General features: G+C 69.3%; 15 protein-coding genes and 1 tRNA gene. 13 read left to right on the plus strand and 3 right to left on the minus strand.

Features of this window, described 5'->3' with window-relative positions:
* The gene (locus EOD42_RS13255; protein WP_164867920.1) at positions 1 to 1,071 is read right to left on the minus strand and encodes an ABC transporter substrate-binding protein; all 1,071 of its coding nucleotides are present in this window, start codon (positions 1,069 to 1,071) and stop codon (positions 1 to 3) included.
* Positions 1,072 to 1,098: 27 nt separating this feature from the next.
* Here EOD42_RS13255 and EOD42_RS13260 point away from each other — a divergent pair, with 27 nt between their 5' ends.
* The 11 genes from EOD42_RS13260 to EOD42_RS13310 all read left to right on the plus strand — a co-directional run bounded on the left by EOD42_RS13260 (position 1,099) and on the right by EOD42_RS13310 (position 12,474).
* Positions 1,099 to 1,662: a MarR family winged helix-turn-helix transcriptional regulator gene (locus EOD42_RS13260; RefSeq protein ID WP_206020349.1), complete on the plus strand. Its 564-nt coding sequence runs from the start codon at positions 1,099 to 1,101 to the stop codon at positions 1,660 to 1,662.
* A 119-nt stretch (positions 1,663 to 1,781) separates the two neighbouring features.
* Positions 1,782 to 4,517, plus strand: coding sequence for a DNA gyrase subunit A (gene gyrA / locus EOD42_RS13265; protein WP_127788023.1), 2,736 nt, complete (start codon positions 1,782 to 1,784; stop codon positions 4,515 to 4,517).
* Positions 4,510 to 5,025 carry a pantetheine-phosphate adenylyltransferase gene (gene coaD, locus EOD42_RS13270; protein ID WP_127788024.1) on the plus strand — a complete coding sequence of 172 codons (516 nt, stop codon included), beginning with the start codon at positions 4,510 to 4,512 and terminating at the stop codon, positions 5,023 to 5,025. Before gyrA ends, coaD begins: the two co-directional genes overlap by 8 nt.
* Before the next feature lie 10 nt (positions 5,026 to 5,035).
* On the plus strand, positions 5,036 to 5,605 hold the full coding sequence (locus tag EOD42_RS13275; protein ID WP_164867921.1) for a peptidylprolyl isomerase: 570 nt from the start codon (positions 5,036 to 5,038) through the stop codon (positions 5,603 to 5,605).
* A gap of 99 nt (positions 5,606 to 5,704) precedes the next feature.
* A tRNA-Lys gene (locus EOD42_RS13280) sits at positions 5,705 to 5,780 on the plus strand.
* A gap of 137 nt (positions 5,781 to 5,917) precedes the next feature.
* A complete protein-coding gene (locus tag EOD42_RS13285; protein WP_127788025.1) occupies positions 5,918 to 6,388 on the plus strand; it encodes a hypothetical protein in 471 nt (156 codons plus the stop codon).
* Between the two features lie 180 nt (positions 6,389 to 6,568).
* Positions 6,569 to 8,326: a serine/threonine-protein kinase gene (locus EOD42_RS13290; protein ID WP_127788026.1), complete on the plus strand. Its 1,758-nt coding sequence runs from the start codon at positions 6,569 to 6,571 to the stop codon at positions 8,324 to 8,326.
* Positions 8,327 to 8,387: 61 nt separating this feature from the next.
* Positions 8,388 to 9,704 (plus strand): oxygen-independent coproporphyrinogen III oxidase, encoded by a 1,317-nt coding sequence (gene hemN / locus EOD42_RS13295; RefSeq protein WP_127788027.1) that lies wholly within the window; start codon positions 8,388 to 8,390, stop codon positions 9,702 to 9,704.
* Positions 9,704 to 10,411, plus strand: coding sequence for a sulfite exporter TauE/SafE family protein (locus tag EOD42_RS13300; protein WP_127788028.1), 708 nt, complete (start codon positions 9,704 to 9,706; stop codon positions 10,409 to 10,411). The genes hemN and EOD42_RS13300 overlap by 1 nt, the downstream gene beginning before the upstream one ends.
* A 75-nt stretch (positions 10,412 to 10,486) precedes the next feature.
* The gene (locus EOD42_RS13305; RefSeq protein WP_127788029.1) at positions 10,487 to 12,148 is read left to right on the plus strand and encodes an FAD-binding protein; all 1,662 of its coding nucleotides are present in this window, start codon (positions 10,487 to 10,489) and stop codon (positions 12,146 to 12,148) included.
* Positions 12,148 to 12,474 carry a 2Fe-2S iron-sulfur cluster-binding protein gene (locus EOD42_RS13310; RefSeq protein WP_240655157.1) on the plus strand — a complete coding sequence of 109 codons (327 nt, stop codon included), beginning with the start codon at positions 12,148 to 12,150 and terminating at the stop codon, positions 12,472 to 12,474. The genes EOD42_RS13305 and EOD42_RS13310 overlap by 1 nt, the downstream gene beginning before the upstream one ends.
* Here EOD42_RS13310 and EOD42_RS13315 read toward each other — a convergent pair.
* Positions 12,471 to 13,196 carry a LysE family translocator gene (locus EOD42_RS13315; protein ID WP_206020350.1) on the minus strand — a complete coding sequence of 242 codons (726 nt, stop codon included), beginning with the start codon at positions 13,194 to 13,196 and terminating at the stop codon, positions 12,471 to 12,473. The two genes, EOD42_RS13310 and EOD42_RS13315, sit on opposite strands and share 4 nt — an antisense overlap.
* 32 nt (positions 13,197 to 13,228) lie before the next feature.
* On the opposite strand from EOD42_RS13315, the gene EOD42_RS13320 reads away from it, so the two are divergent.
* Positions 13,229 to 13,753 (plus strand): hypothetical protein, encoded by a 525-nt coding sequence (locus EOD42_RS13320; RefSeq protein WP_127788031.1) that lies wholly within the window; start codon positions 13,229 to 13,231, stop codon positions 13,751 to 13,753.
* A gap of 4 nt (positions 13,754 to 13,757) precedes the next feature.
* Here EOD42_RS13320 and EOD42_RS13325 read toward each other — a convergent pair whose 3' ends face one another.
* The gene (locus EOD42_RS13325; RefSeq protein ID WP_127788032.1) at positions 13,758 to 14,531 is read right to left on the minus strand and encodes a DUF2189 domain-containing protein; all 774 of its coding nucleotides are present in this window, start codon (positions 14,529 to 14,531) and stop codon (positions 13,758 to 13,760) included.
* Between the two features lie 128 nt (positions 14,532 to 14,659).
* On the opposite strand from EOD42_RS13325, the gene ccoN reads away from it, so the two are divergent.
* Entirely contained in the window at positions 14,660 to 16,141 is a 1,482-nt protein-coding gene (gene ccoN / locus EOD42_RS13330) for a cytochrome-c oxidase, cbb3-type subunit I (protein WP_127788033.1), read from the plus strand.
* Positions 16,142 to 16,146: the final 5 nt, after the last annotated feature.

Raw genomic sequence — 16,146 nt, forward strand, 5'->3', positions numbered from 1 at the left:
TCAGCCCAGCATCGCGCCGAAGGGCGCGAGGTTGGTGCGGATCGTGCCCCACTCGCTGGCGTTCAGCTTGATCTTGCCGGCGAAGTCGTTGCTGATCAGGCTCTCGGGCGCGGGGCGGCGGGCGTCGTTGGGCGCGCCGTACTGCATCACGAGGTCGGTCATGGCGTTCCACTTGGCCATGTCGGTGTAGCCCAGCCCATGGTCCATCGCCTCGGGCGCCAGCATCGTCCACTGCATCAGCCCCTGGGACAGACGCGCGTTCTCACGCCCGCCCTGGGTGATGCCGATCTCGGGCACCTGCTTGATGAACATGTCGATGGCGCGCTCCGGCTCCTTCAGCTGCAGGGCGGCGGCTTCCAGCAGCGCCTCGGTCACGGCTTCCGCCTGCGACTTGCGGGCGGCCAGCACCTCGGGGCGGGTGCAGATGACGTTGGCGTAGAAGTTCACGCCGGCCGAGGAATAGGGGATGAAGCGGTGCGCCGCGCGCTGGGCCTGCATCACGGGGATGGAGGAGGAGCCGATGGCGGTGATCGCGTCCACCTGGCGGTCGATCAGGCCGCGCTCCAGCACGCGGTTGTCCATCTGCACGACCGTGATGCCGGCCATGTTGATGCCGGCGCGCTGGGCGAAGGCCGGCCAGAAGGGGAATTCGGCGCTGGTCGGCACCGCACCCAGCTTCTTGCCTTCCAGATCCTTCGCGGTGCGGATCGGGCTGTCCTCACGCAGCGCGATGCCCATCGTCATGTCGTAGTTGACGGTGGCGGTGCCCACGATCGGCAGGCCGCGCGCGGCGGCCAGGATCACGGGGCCCGCGCCCACGATGGCGTAGTCGAACTGGCCCTGGGCCACGGCCTGTGCGGCGGCGACGGAACCGAAGCCGCGGCTGACCTCCACATTCAGGCCACGGCGGGTGAAGGCACCCATCTCCTTGGCGATATAGGCATAGGCGGTGGAGCCCTGGGCCAGCCAGGGCAGCGTCAGCTTGATGTTGGCGGTCTGCGCCACGGCCGGCATGGCCAGGGGCGCGACCAGCGGGGCGGCACCAAGCGCCAGCGCGGCGCGACGGGTCATGAAGGGCATGGTCACAGGCTCCAGCAGATGTTACGTGCACTGAAGGTTTTGATCGCCGCCTTGCCGGGGCGCAATGCGGCAGAAGGCATTCCGATGGACCATGACACCCGCCCTGGCGCGGCTTTGAGCATTGATCTGGATCAGCCGCCCCATTCCTCGGCACCATGGCCGCTGGCGGAACGACCCGGCTATCTGATCCGGCGCCTGCACCAGCTGCATGTGGCGCTGTTTTCGGAACTGACGGCCGGTTTCCACGTCACCCCCGTGCAATACAGCCTGATGAGCGCGATCGCGGCGCGCGGCGAGGCGGACCAGACGACGCTGGCGGCCGACGTGGCGCTGGATCGCTCAACCACCGCAAGCTCCCTCGCGCGGCTCGATGCCCGGGGCCTGATCGCCCGCCGGCGTGGGGAGAAGGATGGCCGGGAAATGCGTTGCGCTTTGACAACGGAAGGCCGTTCCGTCCTCGCCGCCATGGAGCCCCTGGCGCGCGAAGCGCATGCGCGGACGCTGGCTGCGTTGCCCGCCGGGCAGGCTCGGGCGCTGATCGAGCTGATGCACCGCGCATTGCCTGAGAAAAACGACGCATAATCAACGATCTTCCCGCCTGTTGGCGAGGCCGCGCGGAACGCCTATACGATTATTACCGAATGTGGCGTGCGGGCTGATTCCCGCAGGCCGGCCCATGCCCTGAAAGCCAAGAGCACCCCTTGAGCGATACACCGGATACCCCGCCCGAAGCCCCGCGCGACGACATCGCGCCCATCGGCATCGCGCGGGAAATGCGCAAGAGCTTCCTCGACTACGCGATGAGCGTCATCGTCTCCCGCGCGCTGCCCGATGCGCGGGACGGCCTGAAGCCCGTGCACCGCCGCATCCTGTTCGCCATGCATGAGGCCGGCTACACCGCCGACAAGCCGCACCGCAAATCGGCCCGCGTGGTCGGCGACGTGATGGGTAAGTTCCACCCGCACGGCGACAGCGCGATCTATGACGCCATGGTGCGCATGGCGCAGCCCTTCTCGATGCGCGTGCCGCTGATCGACGGCCAGGGCAATTTCGGCAGCATGGACGGCGATGCCCCGGCGGCGATGCGCTACACCGAGGTGCGCCTGGCGAAATCGGCCGCGGCCCTGCTGGAAGGCATCGACGAGGACACGGTCGACTTCCAGCCCAACTACGACGAAAGCGCGGAAGAACCCCGCGTGCTGCCCGCCGCCTACCCGAACCTGCTGGTGAACGGCGCCAACGGCATCGCGGTGGGCATGGCCACCAACATCCCGACCCACAACCCGGGTGAGGTGATCGACGCCACGCTGAAGCTGATCGAGGACCCGTCGACCAGCCTCGAGGAGTTGATGAAGATCATCCCGGGGCCGGATTTCCCCACGGGCGGCATCATCCTGGGGCGCAGCGGCATCCGCAACGCCTTCGAGACCGGGCGCGGCTCCATCCCGCTGCGCGCGGCCTGCGAGATCGAGGAGATGCGCGGCGGCCGCCAGATGATCGTGGTCTCGGAGATCCCGTACCAGGTCAACAAGGCCAACCTGATCGAGAAGATCGCGGAACTGACCCGCGCCAAGGCGATCGAGGGCATCTCCGACCTGCGCGACGAGAGCGACCGCCAGGGCCTGCGCATCGTGATCGAGCTGAAGCGCGACGCGACGGCCGAGGTTGTGCTGAACCAGCTGTACCGCATGACGCAGCTGCAGATCAGCTTCGCGGTCAACTTCCTGGCTCTGAATGACGGCACGCCGCAGCAGATGGGCCTGCGCGACGCGCTGCTGGCCTTCATCCGCTTCCGTGAGGACGTGATCCTCCGCCGCTCCCGCTATCGCCTGGCCAAGGCGCGGGAGCGCGGCCACAACCTGATCGGCCTGGCCATCGCGGTGGCCAATATCGACGAGGTCATCCGCGTCATCCGCGAGAGCCCCGATGCGGCCGCCGCCCGCGTGGCCCTGATGTCCCGCGACTGGCCCGCCGGCGATGTGGGCGTGCTGCTGGAACTGATCCAGGACGAGGGCAACGTGATCACCCCCGAGGGCACGGTGCGCCTGACCGAGGCCCAGGCCCGCGGCATCCTGGAGCTGCGCCTGCAGCGCCTGACCGGCCTTGAGCGCGACAAGATCACCAATGAGCTGACCGAGGTCGGCGAGACGATCCGCGACCTGCTGGACATCCTGGGCTCCCACATTCGCCGCATGGAGGTGATGACCGGGGAGCTGCTGGCCGTGCGCGGGCAGATCGCCCATCCGCGGCAGACGCGCATCGACGATGTGGTGGCGGACCTCGACGACGAGAGCCTGATCGAGCCGGGCACGATGGTCGTGACCATCACCCGCGACGGCTATGTGAAGCGCACCAGCCTGGACACCTTCCGCGCGCAGAACCGGGGCGGGCGCGGGCGTTCGGCCGCCGCCACGCGTGAGACCGACGTGGTGATGCGCACTTTCGTCGCGCACACCCATCAATGGGTGCTGTTCTTCACCAGCCGCGGCATCGCCTTCCGCAGCAAGGTCTGGCAGCTGCCCGAGGGCGGCACCACGGGCAAGGGCCGCAGCCTGCGCCAGCTTCTCGCGCTGCAGGAAGGCGAGGGCATCACCGCCGTGCTGCCGCTGCCGCAGGACGAAAGCCTGTGGGAGAACCTGCACCTCGTCTTCGCGACGGTGTTCGGCAATGTCCGCCGCAACCGCCTGTCCGATTTCAAGAATGTCCGCTCCTCCGGCCTCATTGCCATGAAGCTGGATGAGGGTGACGCGCTGGTAGGTGTTGCCACCTGCCGTGAGGGCGACGACGTGTTCCTCTCGACCCGCGCGGGCAAGTGCATCCGCTTCGTGGCCGAGACCGAGACGCTGCGCGTCTTCGCCGGCCGCGACAGCAGCGGCGTGCGCGGCATCCGCCTGCTGAACGAGGATGTGGTCATCTCCCTGGCCGTGCTGAGCCATGTGGATGCCTCGGTCGAGGAACGCGCGGCCTATCTGCGCTATGCCGGGGCCAAGCGCCGTGCTGCGGGCGCCGAGGAGGTCGAGGTCGCCCCGGTTGCCGAGGAGGAGGCCGAGGTCGCCGCCGAGGTGACGCTGAGCCCCGAGCGCATCGCCCAGCTCGAAGCCTCCGAGCAGTTCATCCTGACCATCACCGACCAGGGTTTCGGCAAGAAATCCAGCGCCTACGAGTATCGCGTCACGGGTCGCGGCGGCCAGGGCATCACGAATATCGGCTTCTCCGCCCGCACCGGGCGCGCGGTGGCCGCCAGCTTCCTGGTCCAGCCCGGCGACGACGTGCTGATGGTGACTGATGGCGGACGACTGATCCGCCTGCCTGCCGATCAGGTGCGCATCACGGGCCGCCAGGCCATGGGCGTCACGATGCTGCGCATGGAGGAAGGGGAGCACATCACCAGCTGCTTCCCCGTGATCGACCAGGGAGAGGACGAAACTGATGCGTGAGCGTGTGGGCCTGTACCCGGGCACCTTCGACCCGGTGACGAATGGCCACATGGACGTGATCGGCCGCGCGGCGCGGCTGGTCGACAAGCTGGTGATCGGCGTCGCCATCAACACCGGCAAGGGCCCGCTCTTTCCGCTCGAGGAGCGGGTGGAGCTGGTGAAGGCCGAGACCGACAAGATCGCCGCGGCCACCGGCACCCATATCGAGGTCATCCCCTTCACCGGGCTGCTGGTGCAGCAGGCCAAGGAGCTGGGCGCGCAGATGATCTTCCGCGGCCTGCGCGCCGTGACCGATTTCGACTATGAGCTCCAGATGGCAGGCATGAACCACCGCCTGGACAAGTCGATCGAGACCGTGTTCCTCATGGCCACGGAAACCAATCAGTTCATCTCCTCGCGCTTCGTGAAGGAGGTTGCCCAACTTGGCGGCGACATCTCGACCTTCGTCCCCAAGCTGACGCTGGAGCGCACCCTCGCCCGCGTCGCCCGCAAAACCCCCAACGAATAGGGAGCGTCCTATGGACCGCCGGACCCTGCTCGCCACCATTCCCCTAGCCGGAGCCATCATGTCCGACAGCACCGAAGCCGAAGCGCAGCGCGCCCAGGACCCCGAGAACACCCTGCTGATGGAGCTGAAGGACGGCACCGTCACCATCCAGCTGCGCCCGGACCTGGCGCCGCAGCACGTGGAGCGCATCAAGACCCTGACGCGCCGCGGCTTCTATAACGGCGTGGTGTTCCACCGCGTGATCGAGGGCTTCATGGCCCAGGGCGGCGACCCGACCGGCACCGGCACGGGTGGTTCCGACCTGCCGAACCTGCCCGCCGAGTTCAGCCAGCCGTCCCGCGCGCGCTTCCTGCGCGGCACCTGCGGCATGGCCCGCACCCAGGACCCCAACAGCGCGAACAGCCAGTTCTTCATCATGTTCGCGCCCGGCAGCTTCCTGGACGGCCAGTACACCATCTGGGGCCAGGTCGTGGCCGGCATGGACGCCGTGGACAAGATCAAGCGCGGCGCCGGCCAGTCCGGCATGGTGCGTGAGCCGGACAAGATCGTGCGCATGCGCGTGGCGGCCGACCCCGCCTGATCAGCGATTACAATCCGCCCTCGGGCTGATTGACGAGCGGCGCGCTCTGCCCCATGAGGCAGCGCGCGCCGTGCGCCGGTTCCGACCGGCGCGCTGCCAGGGCCGGTAGCTCAGTTGGTAGAGCACGTGACTTTTAATCATGTGGTCGCGGGTTCGAGTCCCGCCCGGCTCACCATCCCCGATGGCGCCCTGGTCGCTATCCGCCTCATTGACACATGACGTTCGCACCGACATCGTTTCGATCTTAGTGATTGGCACCGCTACTGTTTCCGGCGGCGTTCTCCATCACGACGAGACGAAGGAACTGCGCCCATGGCATCGCCGCGCCTTGCCTCCCTCCTGCTCTTCCTGATGCTGATCGCGCCCCTGTTCGGTGCCGCCGCGCAAACGCAGCCCGGCAATTTCTATCGCCAGTCAGACCGTCCCGCCGTGATGTACCAGTACACGCGCGACTATTACTGCCAGGTGCAGAACGAGGCCCAGATGGCCGCCTTCGGCGGCTTCTCCAAGGTGCGCCAGGTGCCGCGCCTCGCCATGTCAGGGCAGCAGACCGGAAGCTGCGGCTGGCCCAACGGCTTCTTCCGACGCAGCAACGAGACGGTGGTGTACCGGATGTCCGGCGTAGGCGTGGCGCCCGAGTTCGGACCCGATATCTGCAGCGTGGCGAACGAGGCACAGATGGCGGCCTTCGGCGGCTTCGGGCGGGTGCGGGTGGTCCCGCCCACGTCTGACCTCGCGCGCGGTCGCCGCATGAGCGGGGTCTGCAACCCCCGGGCGGGCTAACCCGGCCGGGGGGCACTCGCCGCATCTCATCTCTGAGACGTTGGGCGCGAAGCGGAACGAACCTCCTCTCTCGCGGTTTAGCCCTTATCTTCAGTTCTCCTTTACGCGCGAACTGCTAATCTGCGCCGCAACCGGCACATAAGCCGGTTCAGGAGTGCCGACACGACGGTCGGTAAGGCCATGCCGCAGGACAGCAGTTTCGACGACACACCCCCGGCCGATCGCACGCTGCGGGGGGTTCCAGGCTCTGCCGGCATGATCGGCGCCCTGGTCGCCGATCGTTATGAGATCCGGGACCAGATCGGCAAGGGCGCCTTCGGCACGGTGTTCGAGGCCTATGACCGCAGCCTGTCGCGGCTGGTCGCCCTCAAGACCATGCCCCTCGCCGGCACCAACCAGGATGAGCTGCTGCGCTTCTACCGGGAGGGCAAGGCGCTCGCCCGGCTGTCGCATCCCGGCATCGTCTCGGTGCATGATTTCGGCGAGATGCCGGATTTTGCCTGGATCGTGATGGAGCTCGTCATCGGCGAGACCCTGCGCGACGTGCTGGGCCAGGGCCGCCTGCCGCTGACGGAGGCGCTGCGGATCGAGGATGAGCTGCTGACGGCGCTGCAGGCAGCCCATGACCGCGGCATCGTCCATCGCGACGTGAAGCCCGCCAATATCCTGCTCGCCTCCTCCATGGCGGACGGCTTCGGCCATGTGCGCATGGTGGATTTCGGCATCGCCCGGGTGGGTGCGACGGACATGACCGTGGTGGGCGACATGCTCGGCACGCCCTATTCCATGGCGCCCGAGCAGCTCGACCACGCCGACATCACGCCGCGTACCGATGTCTGGGCCGCCGGTGTCGTCCTGTATGAGATGCTGACCGGGGTGCGGCCCTTTCCGGGGCAGGTGCCCGCCATCTTCAGCGCCATCCTGCGGCTGGAGCCGCCCGCCCCCTCCAGCCTGGTCGAGGGGCTGCCCCCCGCGCTGGATGGCGTGGTGGCCCGCGCCCTGGCCAAGCGGCCCGAGGACCGGTTCGAGAGCGCCGCGGCGATGGCCGCGGCCCTGCGCGCGGCCATGCTGCCGCCCGAGGAACCGCTGCAGGCCACCCCGCGCCAGATCATCGTTCCGCCCCCTGCCCCGCCGCCGGCCGCGCCTCGCCGGCGCTGGTGGCCCGTGCTTCTGGCGCTGCTGGTGGGCGCCGGCGTCGGCGGCGCCAAGATGTGGTGGTATCTGGGCGCGCCCGACCTGCTGAACGAGGAACCGGCCGACCTGCACAGCCACGCGGCGGCACCCGCCGACGATACACCCGAACCGGAAGTCGCGGCCGCCCCCCGGTTGGAGGCTGCGCCCGAGCCCGCCGTGACTGAATCCGCCTCCGCGACGCCGGAGCCGGAGCCGGAGCCGATCCAGGCCATCACGCCCGCCGCACCGCCGCCGGTCATCACGCCCGAACCCGCGCCGCCTGCACCGCCGCCCCAGGAGACGCCGGTCCAGGAGACGCCAGCCCCGGCGCCCGCCGCCCTGGCCCCGGAAGCGCCGCCCGCCGCCGAACCCGCGCCGCCGGAACCGCCCCCGCCGCCCCCGGAAGCCGTCGCTCCCGCCGTTCCGCCCCCGGGCGAGGCGGTGGCCGGGGCCGCAACCGTCGCCCTGCCCGCCTGCACGCCCGCGCAGATGGTCAGCCGCAGCGCGCCGCACGCCACCTATCAGCGCCTGGTGCTGGAATGGCGCGCGCCCACCGCCTATCGCCTCGCACGCCAGGGGGATGAGGTGAGCCTGACTTTCCCCGGCGCGGCCTGCATGCCCACCGACCTGCGGCTGCCTTCGGCCATCCGCTCCGCGACGCCGCGTGACGGCGCGCTGCTGCTGCAATTGGCACCCGGCACGCAACTGCGGCATTTCCGGCTCGACAATCGCATCGTCATGGATCTGTCGCCCGCCCGCCCTTGATCCGCATCAAGGCGGGCGCTTCTGCGGGCTGGCATGGAACCCTCAACTGAAAGGGCATTCCATGTCAGAGGACCGGCTGGCCTTCGCCGAGCGCGCCGTACCGCGCTACACCTCCTATCCCACCGCGCCGCATTTCCATGCGGGCGTCGATGCGGATGTCTATGCGTCGTGGCTCGCTGCGCTCGACCCGGACGCCACGCTGTCGCTCTATCTGCATGTGCCTTTCTGCACCACGCTCTGCACCTATTGCGGTTGCCACACCCAGGCAGTGAACCGGCGTGAGCCGATCGACGCCTATCTGGAAGGGCTGCTGGCAGAGGTGGAACTGGTGGCCAGCCACACCCGGGCGCGCCGCGTCACGCGCATCCATTGGGGCGGCGGCACGCCCACCATGCTGGGCCTGCCGGGCATGGAGCAGGTGGTGGAGCATATCGCCGCGCGCTTCGACCTCTCCGGCCTCGCCGAGCACGCGATCGAGCTGGACCCGCGCGGGCTGGATCAGGAACTGGCCCGGGGCCTCGCGCGGCTCGGCATCACGCGCGCCAGCCTGGGCGCGCAGGATTTCAACGCCGATGTGCAGCACGCCATCGGCCGCATCCAGCCCTTCGACGTGGTGAAGGCCGGCGTCTCCCACCTGCGCGAGGCGGGGGTTGATTGCATCAACCTGGACCTGATGTACGGCCTGCCGCACCAGGATTCCGACAAGCTGGAACGCAGCCTGCTGCTGGCCCACAGCCTGGGCCCCGACCGCATCGCCCTGTTCGGCTACGCCCATGTGCCCTGGATGCGCAAGCAGCAGAAGCTGATCAACGAGGAATGGCTGCCGGGCGCCCAGGCGCGGCTGGAACAGGCCGAGGCCGCGCGGCGGCTGCTGGCCGGGCTCGGCTACACCGCCATCGGTCTCGACCACTTCACCCAGCCTGACGACGCGCTGGCCGTGGCCGCGCGGCTCGGCCGGCTCGGGCGCAACTTCCAGGGCTATACCGACGAAACGGCGGACGCGATCATCGGCCTCGGCTGTTCCTCCATCGGGTCGCTGCCGCAGGGTTTCGTGCAGAATCAGCCGGACACGCGCGGCTATCGCAACACCATCAAGCAGGGGCGCTTCGCCACCGTGCGCGGGCTGCAGCTGACCGATGACGACCGCCGGCGCGGCGCCGTGATCGAGCGGCTGATGTGCGACTTCTCCGTCATTGTGCCGGCCGACCTGCTGCCCGACGCCCTGCCGACGCTGATGCCGCTGATGGAAGCCGGCATGGTGCTGGTGCGCGGCCGCCGCGTGACCATGACGGCGCGCGGCCGGCCCTTCGTGCGCGTCGTGGCCGCGGCCTTCGATGCGTGGCTGGCCAAGGCGGGGCGGCATTCCGCCGCCGTCTGATGCAGTTCCTGGCCGATTGCCTGCATGACCTGACGGCGCTCGGCCCGGGCGGCGTGCTGGCGATGGCAGGCGCCCTGTTTCTGGCGGGGCTGGCGGGCGGCTTCACCCATTGCGCGGGGATGTGCGCGCCCTTCGTGCTGGCCCAGGCGGGGCAAGGCGCCGGCGGGCCGATGCTGGCGCGGCTCGCGGGGGCGGCGCTGCTGCCCTATCACGCCGGCCGCATGCTGGGTTACGGGCTGCTGGGGGCGCTGGCGGGGGCCGGGGCGGGGCTCGTCTCCGGCATCACGGGGTTGCGCTGGCTGTTGGCGGCCCTGCTGGCGGTCGCAGCCCTGCTGATGTTCGCCGAGGCCGCGCGCCGCGCCGGGCTGCGCCTGCCGCATGCCCCGAAACCCGCCATGCCCGGCATGGTGCGGCGCCTGCTGGACAGGCCCAGGGGCGGCTTCACCCTCGGCCTGCTGCTGTCGGCCCTGCCCTGCGGCATGCTGTATGGCGCGCTGGCCGGGGCCGCGGCCTCGGGGTCCGCGCTGGGCGGCTTCATCGGCATGGCGGCCTTCGCGGCTGGCACGGCACCGGGGCTGATGGGGGTGGCACTGCTGGGCGGCTTCTTCTCACGCGCCATGGGGCCCTGGGCGCGGCGCCTCGCGATGGGGCTGTTTGCCCTGAATGGCGCCGTTCTGGGGGGCATGGCCTGGCGGATGCTGGCCTGATTGCCCTTGGCGGCCCCGCTGCCGCGCTGCATGATCCTCAGCATACGGCGTAATTGTGGGGCCAGAATGCCGGGTTTGAAACATTTCACCACCGAGGTGCTGGTCATCGGCGCCGGCGGGGCGGGCATGTATGCCGCCATCGAGGCCAGCCGCCAGGGTGCCTCCGACATCCTGCTGCTGGAACGCAGCCTGATCGGGCGCGGCGGTGCCACCGTGATGGCGCAGATGACGGTGGCCGCCGCCCTCGACGAGGAGGATGACTGGCGCCACCACCTGGCCGACACGCTGGCCGCCGGGCGCGGGTTGTGCGACCCGGCCCTCGCAACGCTGCTGTGCGAGGTGGGCGTGGACGTGATCCGCGAGATGGAAGGCTGGAAGGTCGGCTGGGCGCGCGACGGCAACCGCCTTCGCGCGGTGCAGGCGCCTGGGCACGATCGCGCGCGCTGCGTCTATGTGGATTTCCTGTCCACCGGCCCCGCCGTGTCGCGCACCCTGCGCGCCCAGTTGCAGAAGCACGACCGCATCCGCCGCACCGGCGATGTGGTGGTGACCGACCTCGTCACCCAGGACGGCCATGTCACCGGCGCCGTGGGGTTCGACATCGCCCACGGCACGCCCGTGGTGATCGAGGCGAAGGCGACCATCCTGGCGACCGGCGGGCTGACGCGGCTGTACCGGCGCAACAGCGCCTCGGCGCACATGTCGGGCGATGGCTTCGCCCTGGCGCTGCGCGCGGGGGCGAAGCTGCTGGGGATGGAATTCGTGCAGTTCTTCCCCATCGGGCACCTGGCACCGCGCATGGTGGGGATGGACCCCATCATGTGGGACCCGTTCCGCTACAAGCTCGGTGGTCGGCTGCTGAACGGCGAGCGCGAGGAGTTCATCGACCGCTACGGCGGCACGGACGAGGGCAAATACACCACGACACGCGACCTCGCGACCTATGCCATCACGCAGGAAGTCGCGGCCGGCCGCGGCAGCCCGCATGGCGGGGCCTGGCTCAGCTTCCGCCATGTCCCGGCCGAGGAACTGCGCGCGGCCTTCGGGCCGGTGATCGACAAACTGGCCGCCAACGGCATCGACCTGACGCAGAACGACATCGAGGTCGCCCCGATCGCGCACTACCACATGGGCGGCGTGCAGGTGGACACCGCCATGCGCACCAACATCCCCGGCCTGTTCGCGGCCGGTGAGGTGGTGGGCGGGGCGAATGGCGCGAACCGCCTGTCGGGCAACGCGATCACCGAGGCGCTGGCCTTCGGCAAGGTCGCGGGGCATGAGGCAGCGCATGCGGCCCCCGGCCCGGCCTTTTCGATGGAGGCCGCCAAGGCGGCGCTGGCGCTGGTCAGCGCCACCGGGCCGATGCGCAACACCGCCGCCCTGGTGGCGAAGCTGCAGGCTGCGATGGCCGACCACGCCGGCCCCTTCCGCGACGCAGCCGGGCTGGCCCGCGCGGCGGCGGCGATCGCCGAGATCCGCGCCGAGACCGGCGATCTGCCCCCCGGCGCGCCGGGGATGCCCTTCGACCTCGCGCGGCTCGACTGGTTCGACCTGCGGCAGATGCTGCTGGTGGCCGACAGCATCGTCACCGCCGCCTCAGCCCGCACCGAAAGCCGCGGCGCGCACCAGCGCACCGACTACCCCGAAACCTCGGAGGATTGGCGGCTGAACCTGCTGCTCTCAGGCGATGAAAACGGCCTGTCCCTGACCCGCATCTCCGTGCCGGAGGCCGCCTGATGCCCGAAGCCACCCTGGTGATCCGCCGCGGCAGCCCCGGCGAGACCCCGCGCGACGAGGCCTTCACGGTCGAGTTCCAGCCCGGCGCCTCGGTGCTGGATGTGCTGCGCATGCTGCGCGTCGAGCGCGACCCGACGCTGACCTTCCGCTACGCCTGCCTCAACGCCAATGCCTGCAAGGAATGCATGATGGTGGTGAACGGCAAGGTAACCTACGCCTGCACGGCGCGGGTGATGGAAGGCACCACCACGCTGGAACCGCTGCCGAACAAGGAGCTGGTGCGCGATCTGGTGACGCAGATCGCCCCGCCCGACGAACGGTTCTAGCTGGGCGCGCGGGCCAGCAGCAGCCGCCCGCCCAGCAGGATGAGCGCCACGCCCGAGACGGCCTTCACAGCGCGGCCCACCATCGGGCGCAGCAGAACCCGCGCGAGCCGCGACATCAGCAGGGCCGCGCTGCCGTAGAACAGCAGCGCGATCGCCGCGTGGGTCAGCCCCAGCACGATGCCGGTGGCGTAGAAGCCGGGCTCGCCGGCCGACAGGAACTGGGGAAAGGCGGCCACGTAGAAGATGGCGGGCTTCGGGTTCAGGATATTCGTCAGATAGCCGGTGGCGAAGGCGCGCGGGGCCGACATCGGCGCCACCTGCCGCACCGGCACCAGCGCCGCCCCCTTGCCGCGCAGCGACAGCAGAGACTTCACGCCCATCCACATCAGATAGGCCGCACCCAGCGTCTTGATCGCGGTGAACAACAGCGCCGAGGTCGCGATGACCGCGCCCACCCCGACCAGCGCCAGCGCGACATGCGACAGCACCGCCGCGCAGAAGCCGAGCGTGACCAGCAGACCGGTGCCTCGGCCATTACCCGCCATGCCCAGCAACAGGAACAGGTTGGGGCCGGGCGTCACGACGATCAGCGTCACGATCGAGACAAAGAGGAGGTACTGGTCGAGGGCGATGTGCATGCCGCCATAGGCAGGCAGGCGGGCTCGCGCCTCAAGCGCACGCCACGCATGGCTGATCGCGCCTTGCCGCAACAGAGAGCTCACGCAATGGTGAGCAAGGCATGAAGGAGGATGTGATGCGGTCGATTCTTGTGGCTGTGCTGCTGCTTGCTGCCGGCGCCGCCCCGGGCATGGCGCAGCCCGCGCGCCCATCCCCGATCAATGACGGCGTCGAATCAGGCACCCGCATGGTGCGGCTGAATGCGCCGCCGGGCCGCTTCGCCGCCTATGGCGAGGCGCGCGGCCGCCGCACCATCCGCTGCATGATCGACTGGCCGGAGGGCGAGGACCTGCGCCTCAGCTTCTACAAGGATTCCGAGCGCCGCATGCTGTCGCTGCCGGCCCCCACCCCGATGCCCGCGACCGAGCGCCTGCTGCTGAGCGCCACGCCCGGCAGCGCCGCCCCCATCGCCCTGACCGCGCGCGGCGTGGGCGGGCGGCTGGTGGTGGACAACCTGCCGCAGCCGGCCATCGACCGCATCCTGGAAGGCGGCCGGCTGACCATCCGCCTGGCCGGCGCCGGCACGGAGCGCAGCTACGACCTGACGGGGATGGACATCATGGGCGCCGTGATGGACGGCTGCCTGACCAGCGGGGTCTGACCCTTCAGCCCTCCTCCACCAGGTCTCGATAGGCATGCCAGCTGGCATGCCCGATCAGCGGCATCGCCACCACCAGGCCCAGGAAGAACGGCACCAGCCCCAGCCCGGTGAACACCACGATCAGCCCCGCCCACAGGATCATGGGGCGGGGATGCGCCATGACGGTGCGCGCGCTGAGGGAGATCGCCTCGCCCACCGAGATGTCCCGCGCCACCAGCGCCGGAATGCCCACCGCGCAGGCCGCGAAGGTGGAGGCCGCGAAGATGAAGCCGAGCCCCGTGCCCACGATCAGGAAGGGCAGGAACTGCGGGGACTGCAGCATGGCGAAGGGCAGTTGCTCCATCGGCACCGCGAATCCGCCATTGAAGAACAGCGCGAACAGCAGCCCCGCCACCCGCACCCAGGCCAGGTGCACGATCAGCAGCAGCGCGCCCATGAAGGCCAGCTGCCCGCCCTGGCGGCGGAACGGCGCCAGCACCGCATCGAAGCCCACGGGCTGGCCCAGCTCTCGCCGGCGGCTGACCTCATACAGGCCCGCGGCCAGCAGGGGCGCCATGATGAAGAAGCCCGCGGTGGCCGGCAGCACCGCCCATGCCGCGCCCGCCTTCAGCATCACGGCGCTCAGGATCCAGCCGAACAGCGTGAGTGCGGCCCCATAGCCCAGCGCGATTCGCTTATGCGCCAGCAGGTCCTGCCAGCCGCGCGCCAGCCACAGCCAGGGCCTGTCCGTGCGGATGATCCGCGCCGGCGGCGCGCCCCCCAGAACCTGCGTCGTCATCTATCTCCTCCCGTCTTTTCCGTGACTTCCGCAGGATAATCCAACAGGTGCCGCACCGCACTTGATTCATCTCAAGGACGCCCCCCGTCGAACCCGGCAACACCGCGATGTTCGAGGAGAGTATGGGTATGGCCACGACCGCCCCGCTGCATGCCCCGCTGGGGGCAACCAACACCGACATCCAGTATGTCGAGGCGCCGATCCGCGCCTTTGCCATCGCCACCATGTTCTGGGGCGTGGTCGGCTTCCTGGCAGGCATCGTCATTGCCTCCCAGCTGGCTTGGCCGCTGCTGAACCTGGATCTGGAATGGACGACCTTCGGCCGGCTGCGCCCGGTCCACACCTCCGCCGTGATCTTCGCGTTCGGCGGCAACGCCCTGCTGTGCACCAGCCTGTTCATCGTCCAGCGCACCTGCCGCGCCCGCCTGTTCGGCGGTGAGGAAATGGGCTGGTTCCTGTTCTGGGGCTACAACTTCTTCATCGTGACGGCGGCGCTCGGCTACGTCTTCGGCATCACCCAGGGCAAGGAATACGCCGAGCCCGAGTGGTTCGTGGACCTGTGGCTGACGCTGGTCTGGGTGATGTACCTGGTGGCCTTCGGCGGCACGATCCTGAAGCGCGAGGAACCCCACATCTATGTGGCGAACTGGTTCTTCCTGGCCTTCATCATCACCGTGGCCATGCTGCATATCGGCAACAACATCGCCCTGCCCGTGGGCGGCACGGGCCGCTCCTTCGGCGCTGCCTCCGGCGTGCAGGATGCGATGATCCAGTGGTGGTACGGCCACAACGCGGTGGGCTTCTTCCTGACCGCCGGCTTCCTGGGCATGATGTACTACTTCATCCCCAAGCAGGCCGGCCGTCCGGTCTATTCCTACCGGCTGTCGATCATCCATTTCTGGGCGATCATCTTCCTCTATATCTGGGCCGGCCCGCACCACCTGCACTACACCGCGCTGCCCGACTGGGCGCAGACGCTGGGCATGGTGTTCTCGATCATGCTGTGGATGCCCAGCTGGGGCGGCATGATCAACGGCCTGATGACGCTCTCGGGCGCCTGGGACAAGCTGCGCACGGACCCTGCCCTGCGCTTCTCGGTCGCGGCCGTGGGCTTCTACGGCATGGCCACCTTCGAGGGGCCGGTGATGTCCATCCGCGCCGTCAATGCGCTGTCCCACTACACGGACTGGACGATCGGCCATGTGCACTCGGGTGCGCTCGGCTGGAACGGCTTCATCATCTTCGGCTCGCTGTACTGGCTGTTCCCGGTGCTGTGGAAGAAGAAGGCGCTGTATTCGCAGAAGCTGGTGTCCTGGCACTTCTGGCTCGCGACGCTGGGCATCGTTCTCTACATCACGGCGATGTGGGTCAGCGGCATCATGCAGGGCCTGATGTGGCGCGCGACCGACCAGCTGGGCTTCCTGCAATACAGCTTCATCGAGACCGTGGCGGCGATGCACCCCTACTACGTCATCCGCATGCTGGGCGGCGTCCTGTACCTGTCGGGCGCGCTGATCATGGTCTGGAACCTCTACAAGACCGTGACGATGGTCGAGAGCGAGGAGCCGCAGGCCCTCCCCTCCGGCGCCGTCGTCGCGGCGGCCGAGTAAGGAGG

Origin of the sequence: Rhodovarius crocodyli, from assembly GCF_004005855.1 — a bacterium.
Taxonomy (GTDB): Bacteria; Pseudomonadota; Alphaproteobacteria; order Acetobacterales; family Acetobacteraceae; genus Rhodovarius; species Rhodovarius crocodyli.

Excerpts from the sequence above, each read along its gene's own strand:
- EOD42_RS13255 (WP_164867920.1), bottom strand. The coding sequence starts at position 1,071 with ATGACCCGTCGCGCCGCGCTGGCGCTTGGTGCCGCCCCGCTGGTCGCG.
- EOD42_RS13260 (WP_206020349.1), top strand. The coding sequence starts at position 1,099 with ATGTTACGTGCACTGAAGGTTTTGATCGCCGCCTTGCCGGGGCGCAAT.
- coaD (WP_127788024.1), top strand. The coding sequence starts at position 4,510 with ATGCGTGAGCGTGTGGGCCTGTACCCGGGCACCTTCGACCCGGTGACG.
- EOD42_RS13275 (WP_164867921.1), top strand. The coding sequence starts at position 5,036 with ATGGACCGCCGGACCCTGCTCGCCACCATTCCCCTAGCCGGAGCCATC.
- EOD42_RS13285 (WP_127788025.1), top strand. The coding sequence starts at position 5,918 with ATGGCATCGCCGCGCCTTGCCTCCCTCCTGCTCTTCCTGATGCTGATC.
- EOD42_RS13290 (WP_127788026.1), top strand. The coding sequence starts at position 6,569 with ATGCCGCAGGACAGCAGTTTCGACGACACACCCCCGGCCGATCGCACG.
- hemN (WP_127788027.1), top strand. The coding sequence starts at position 8,388 with ATGTCAGAGGACCGGCTGGCCTTCGCCGAGCGCGCCGTACCGCGCTAC.
- EOD42_RS13300 (WP_127788028.1), top strand. The coding sequence starts at position 9,704 with ATGCAGTTCCTGGCCGATTGCCTGCATGACCTGACGGCGCTCGGCCCG.
- EOD42_RS13310 (WP_240655157.1), top strand. The coding sequence starts at position 12,148 with ATGCCCGAAGCCACCCTGGTGATCCGCCGCGGCAGCCCCGGCGAGACC.
- EOD42_RS13320 (WP_127788031.1), top strand. The coding sequence starts at position 13,229 with ATGCGGTCGATTCTTGTGGCTGTGCTGCTGCTTGCTGCCGGCGCCGCC.
- EOD42_RS13325 (WP_127788032.1), bottom strand. The coding sequence starts at position 14,531 with ATGACGACGCAGGTTCTGGGGGGCGCGCCGCCGGCGCGGATCATCCGC.
- ccoN (WP_127788033.1), top strand. The coding sequence starts at position 14,660 with ATGGCCACGACCGCCCCGCTGCATGCCCCGCTGGGGGCAACCAACACC.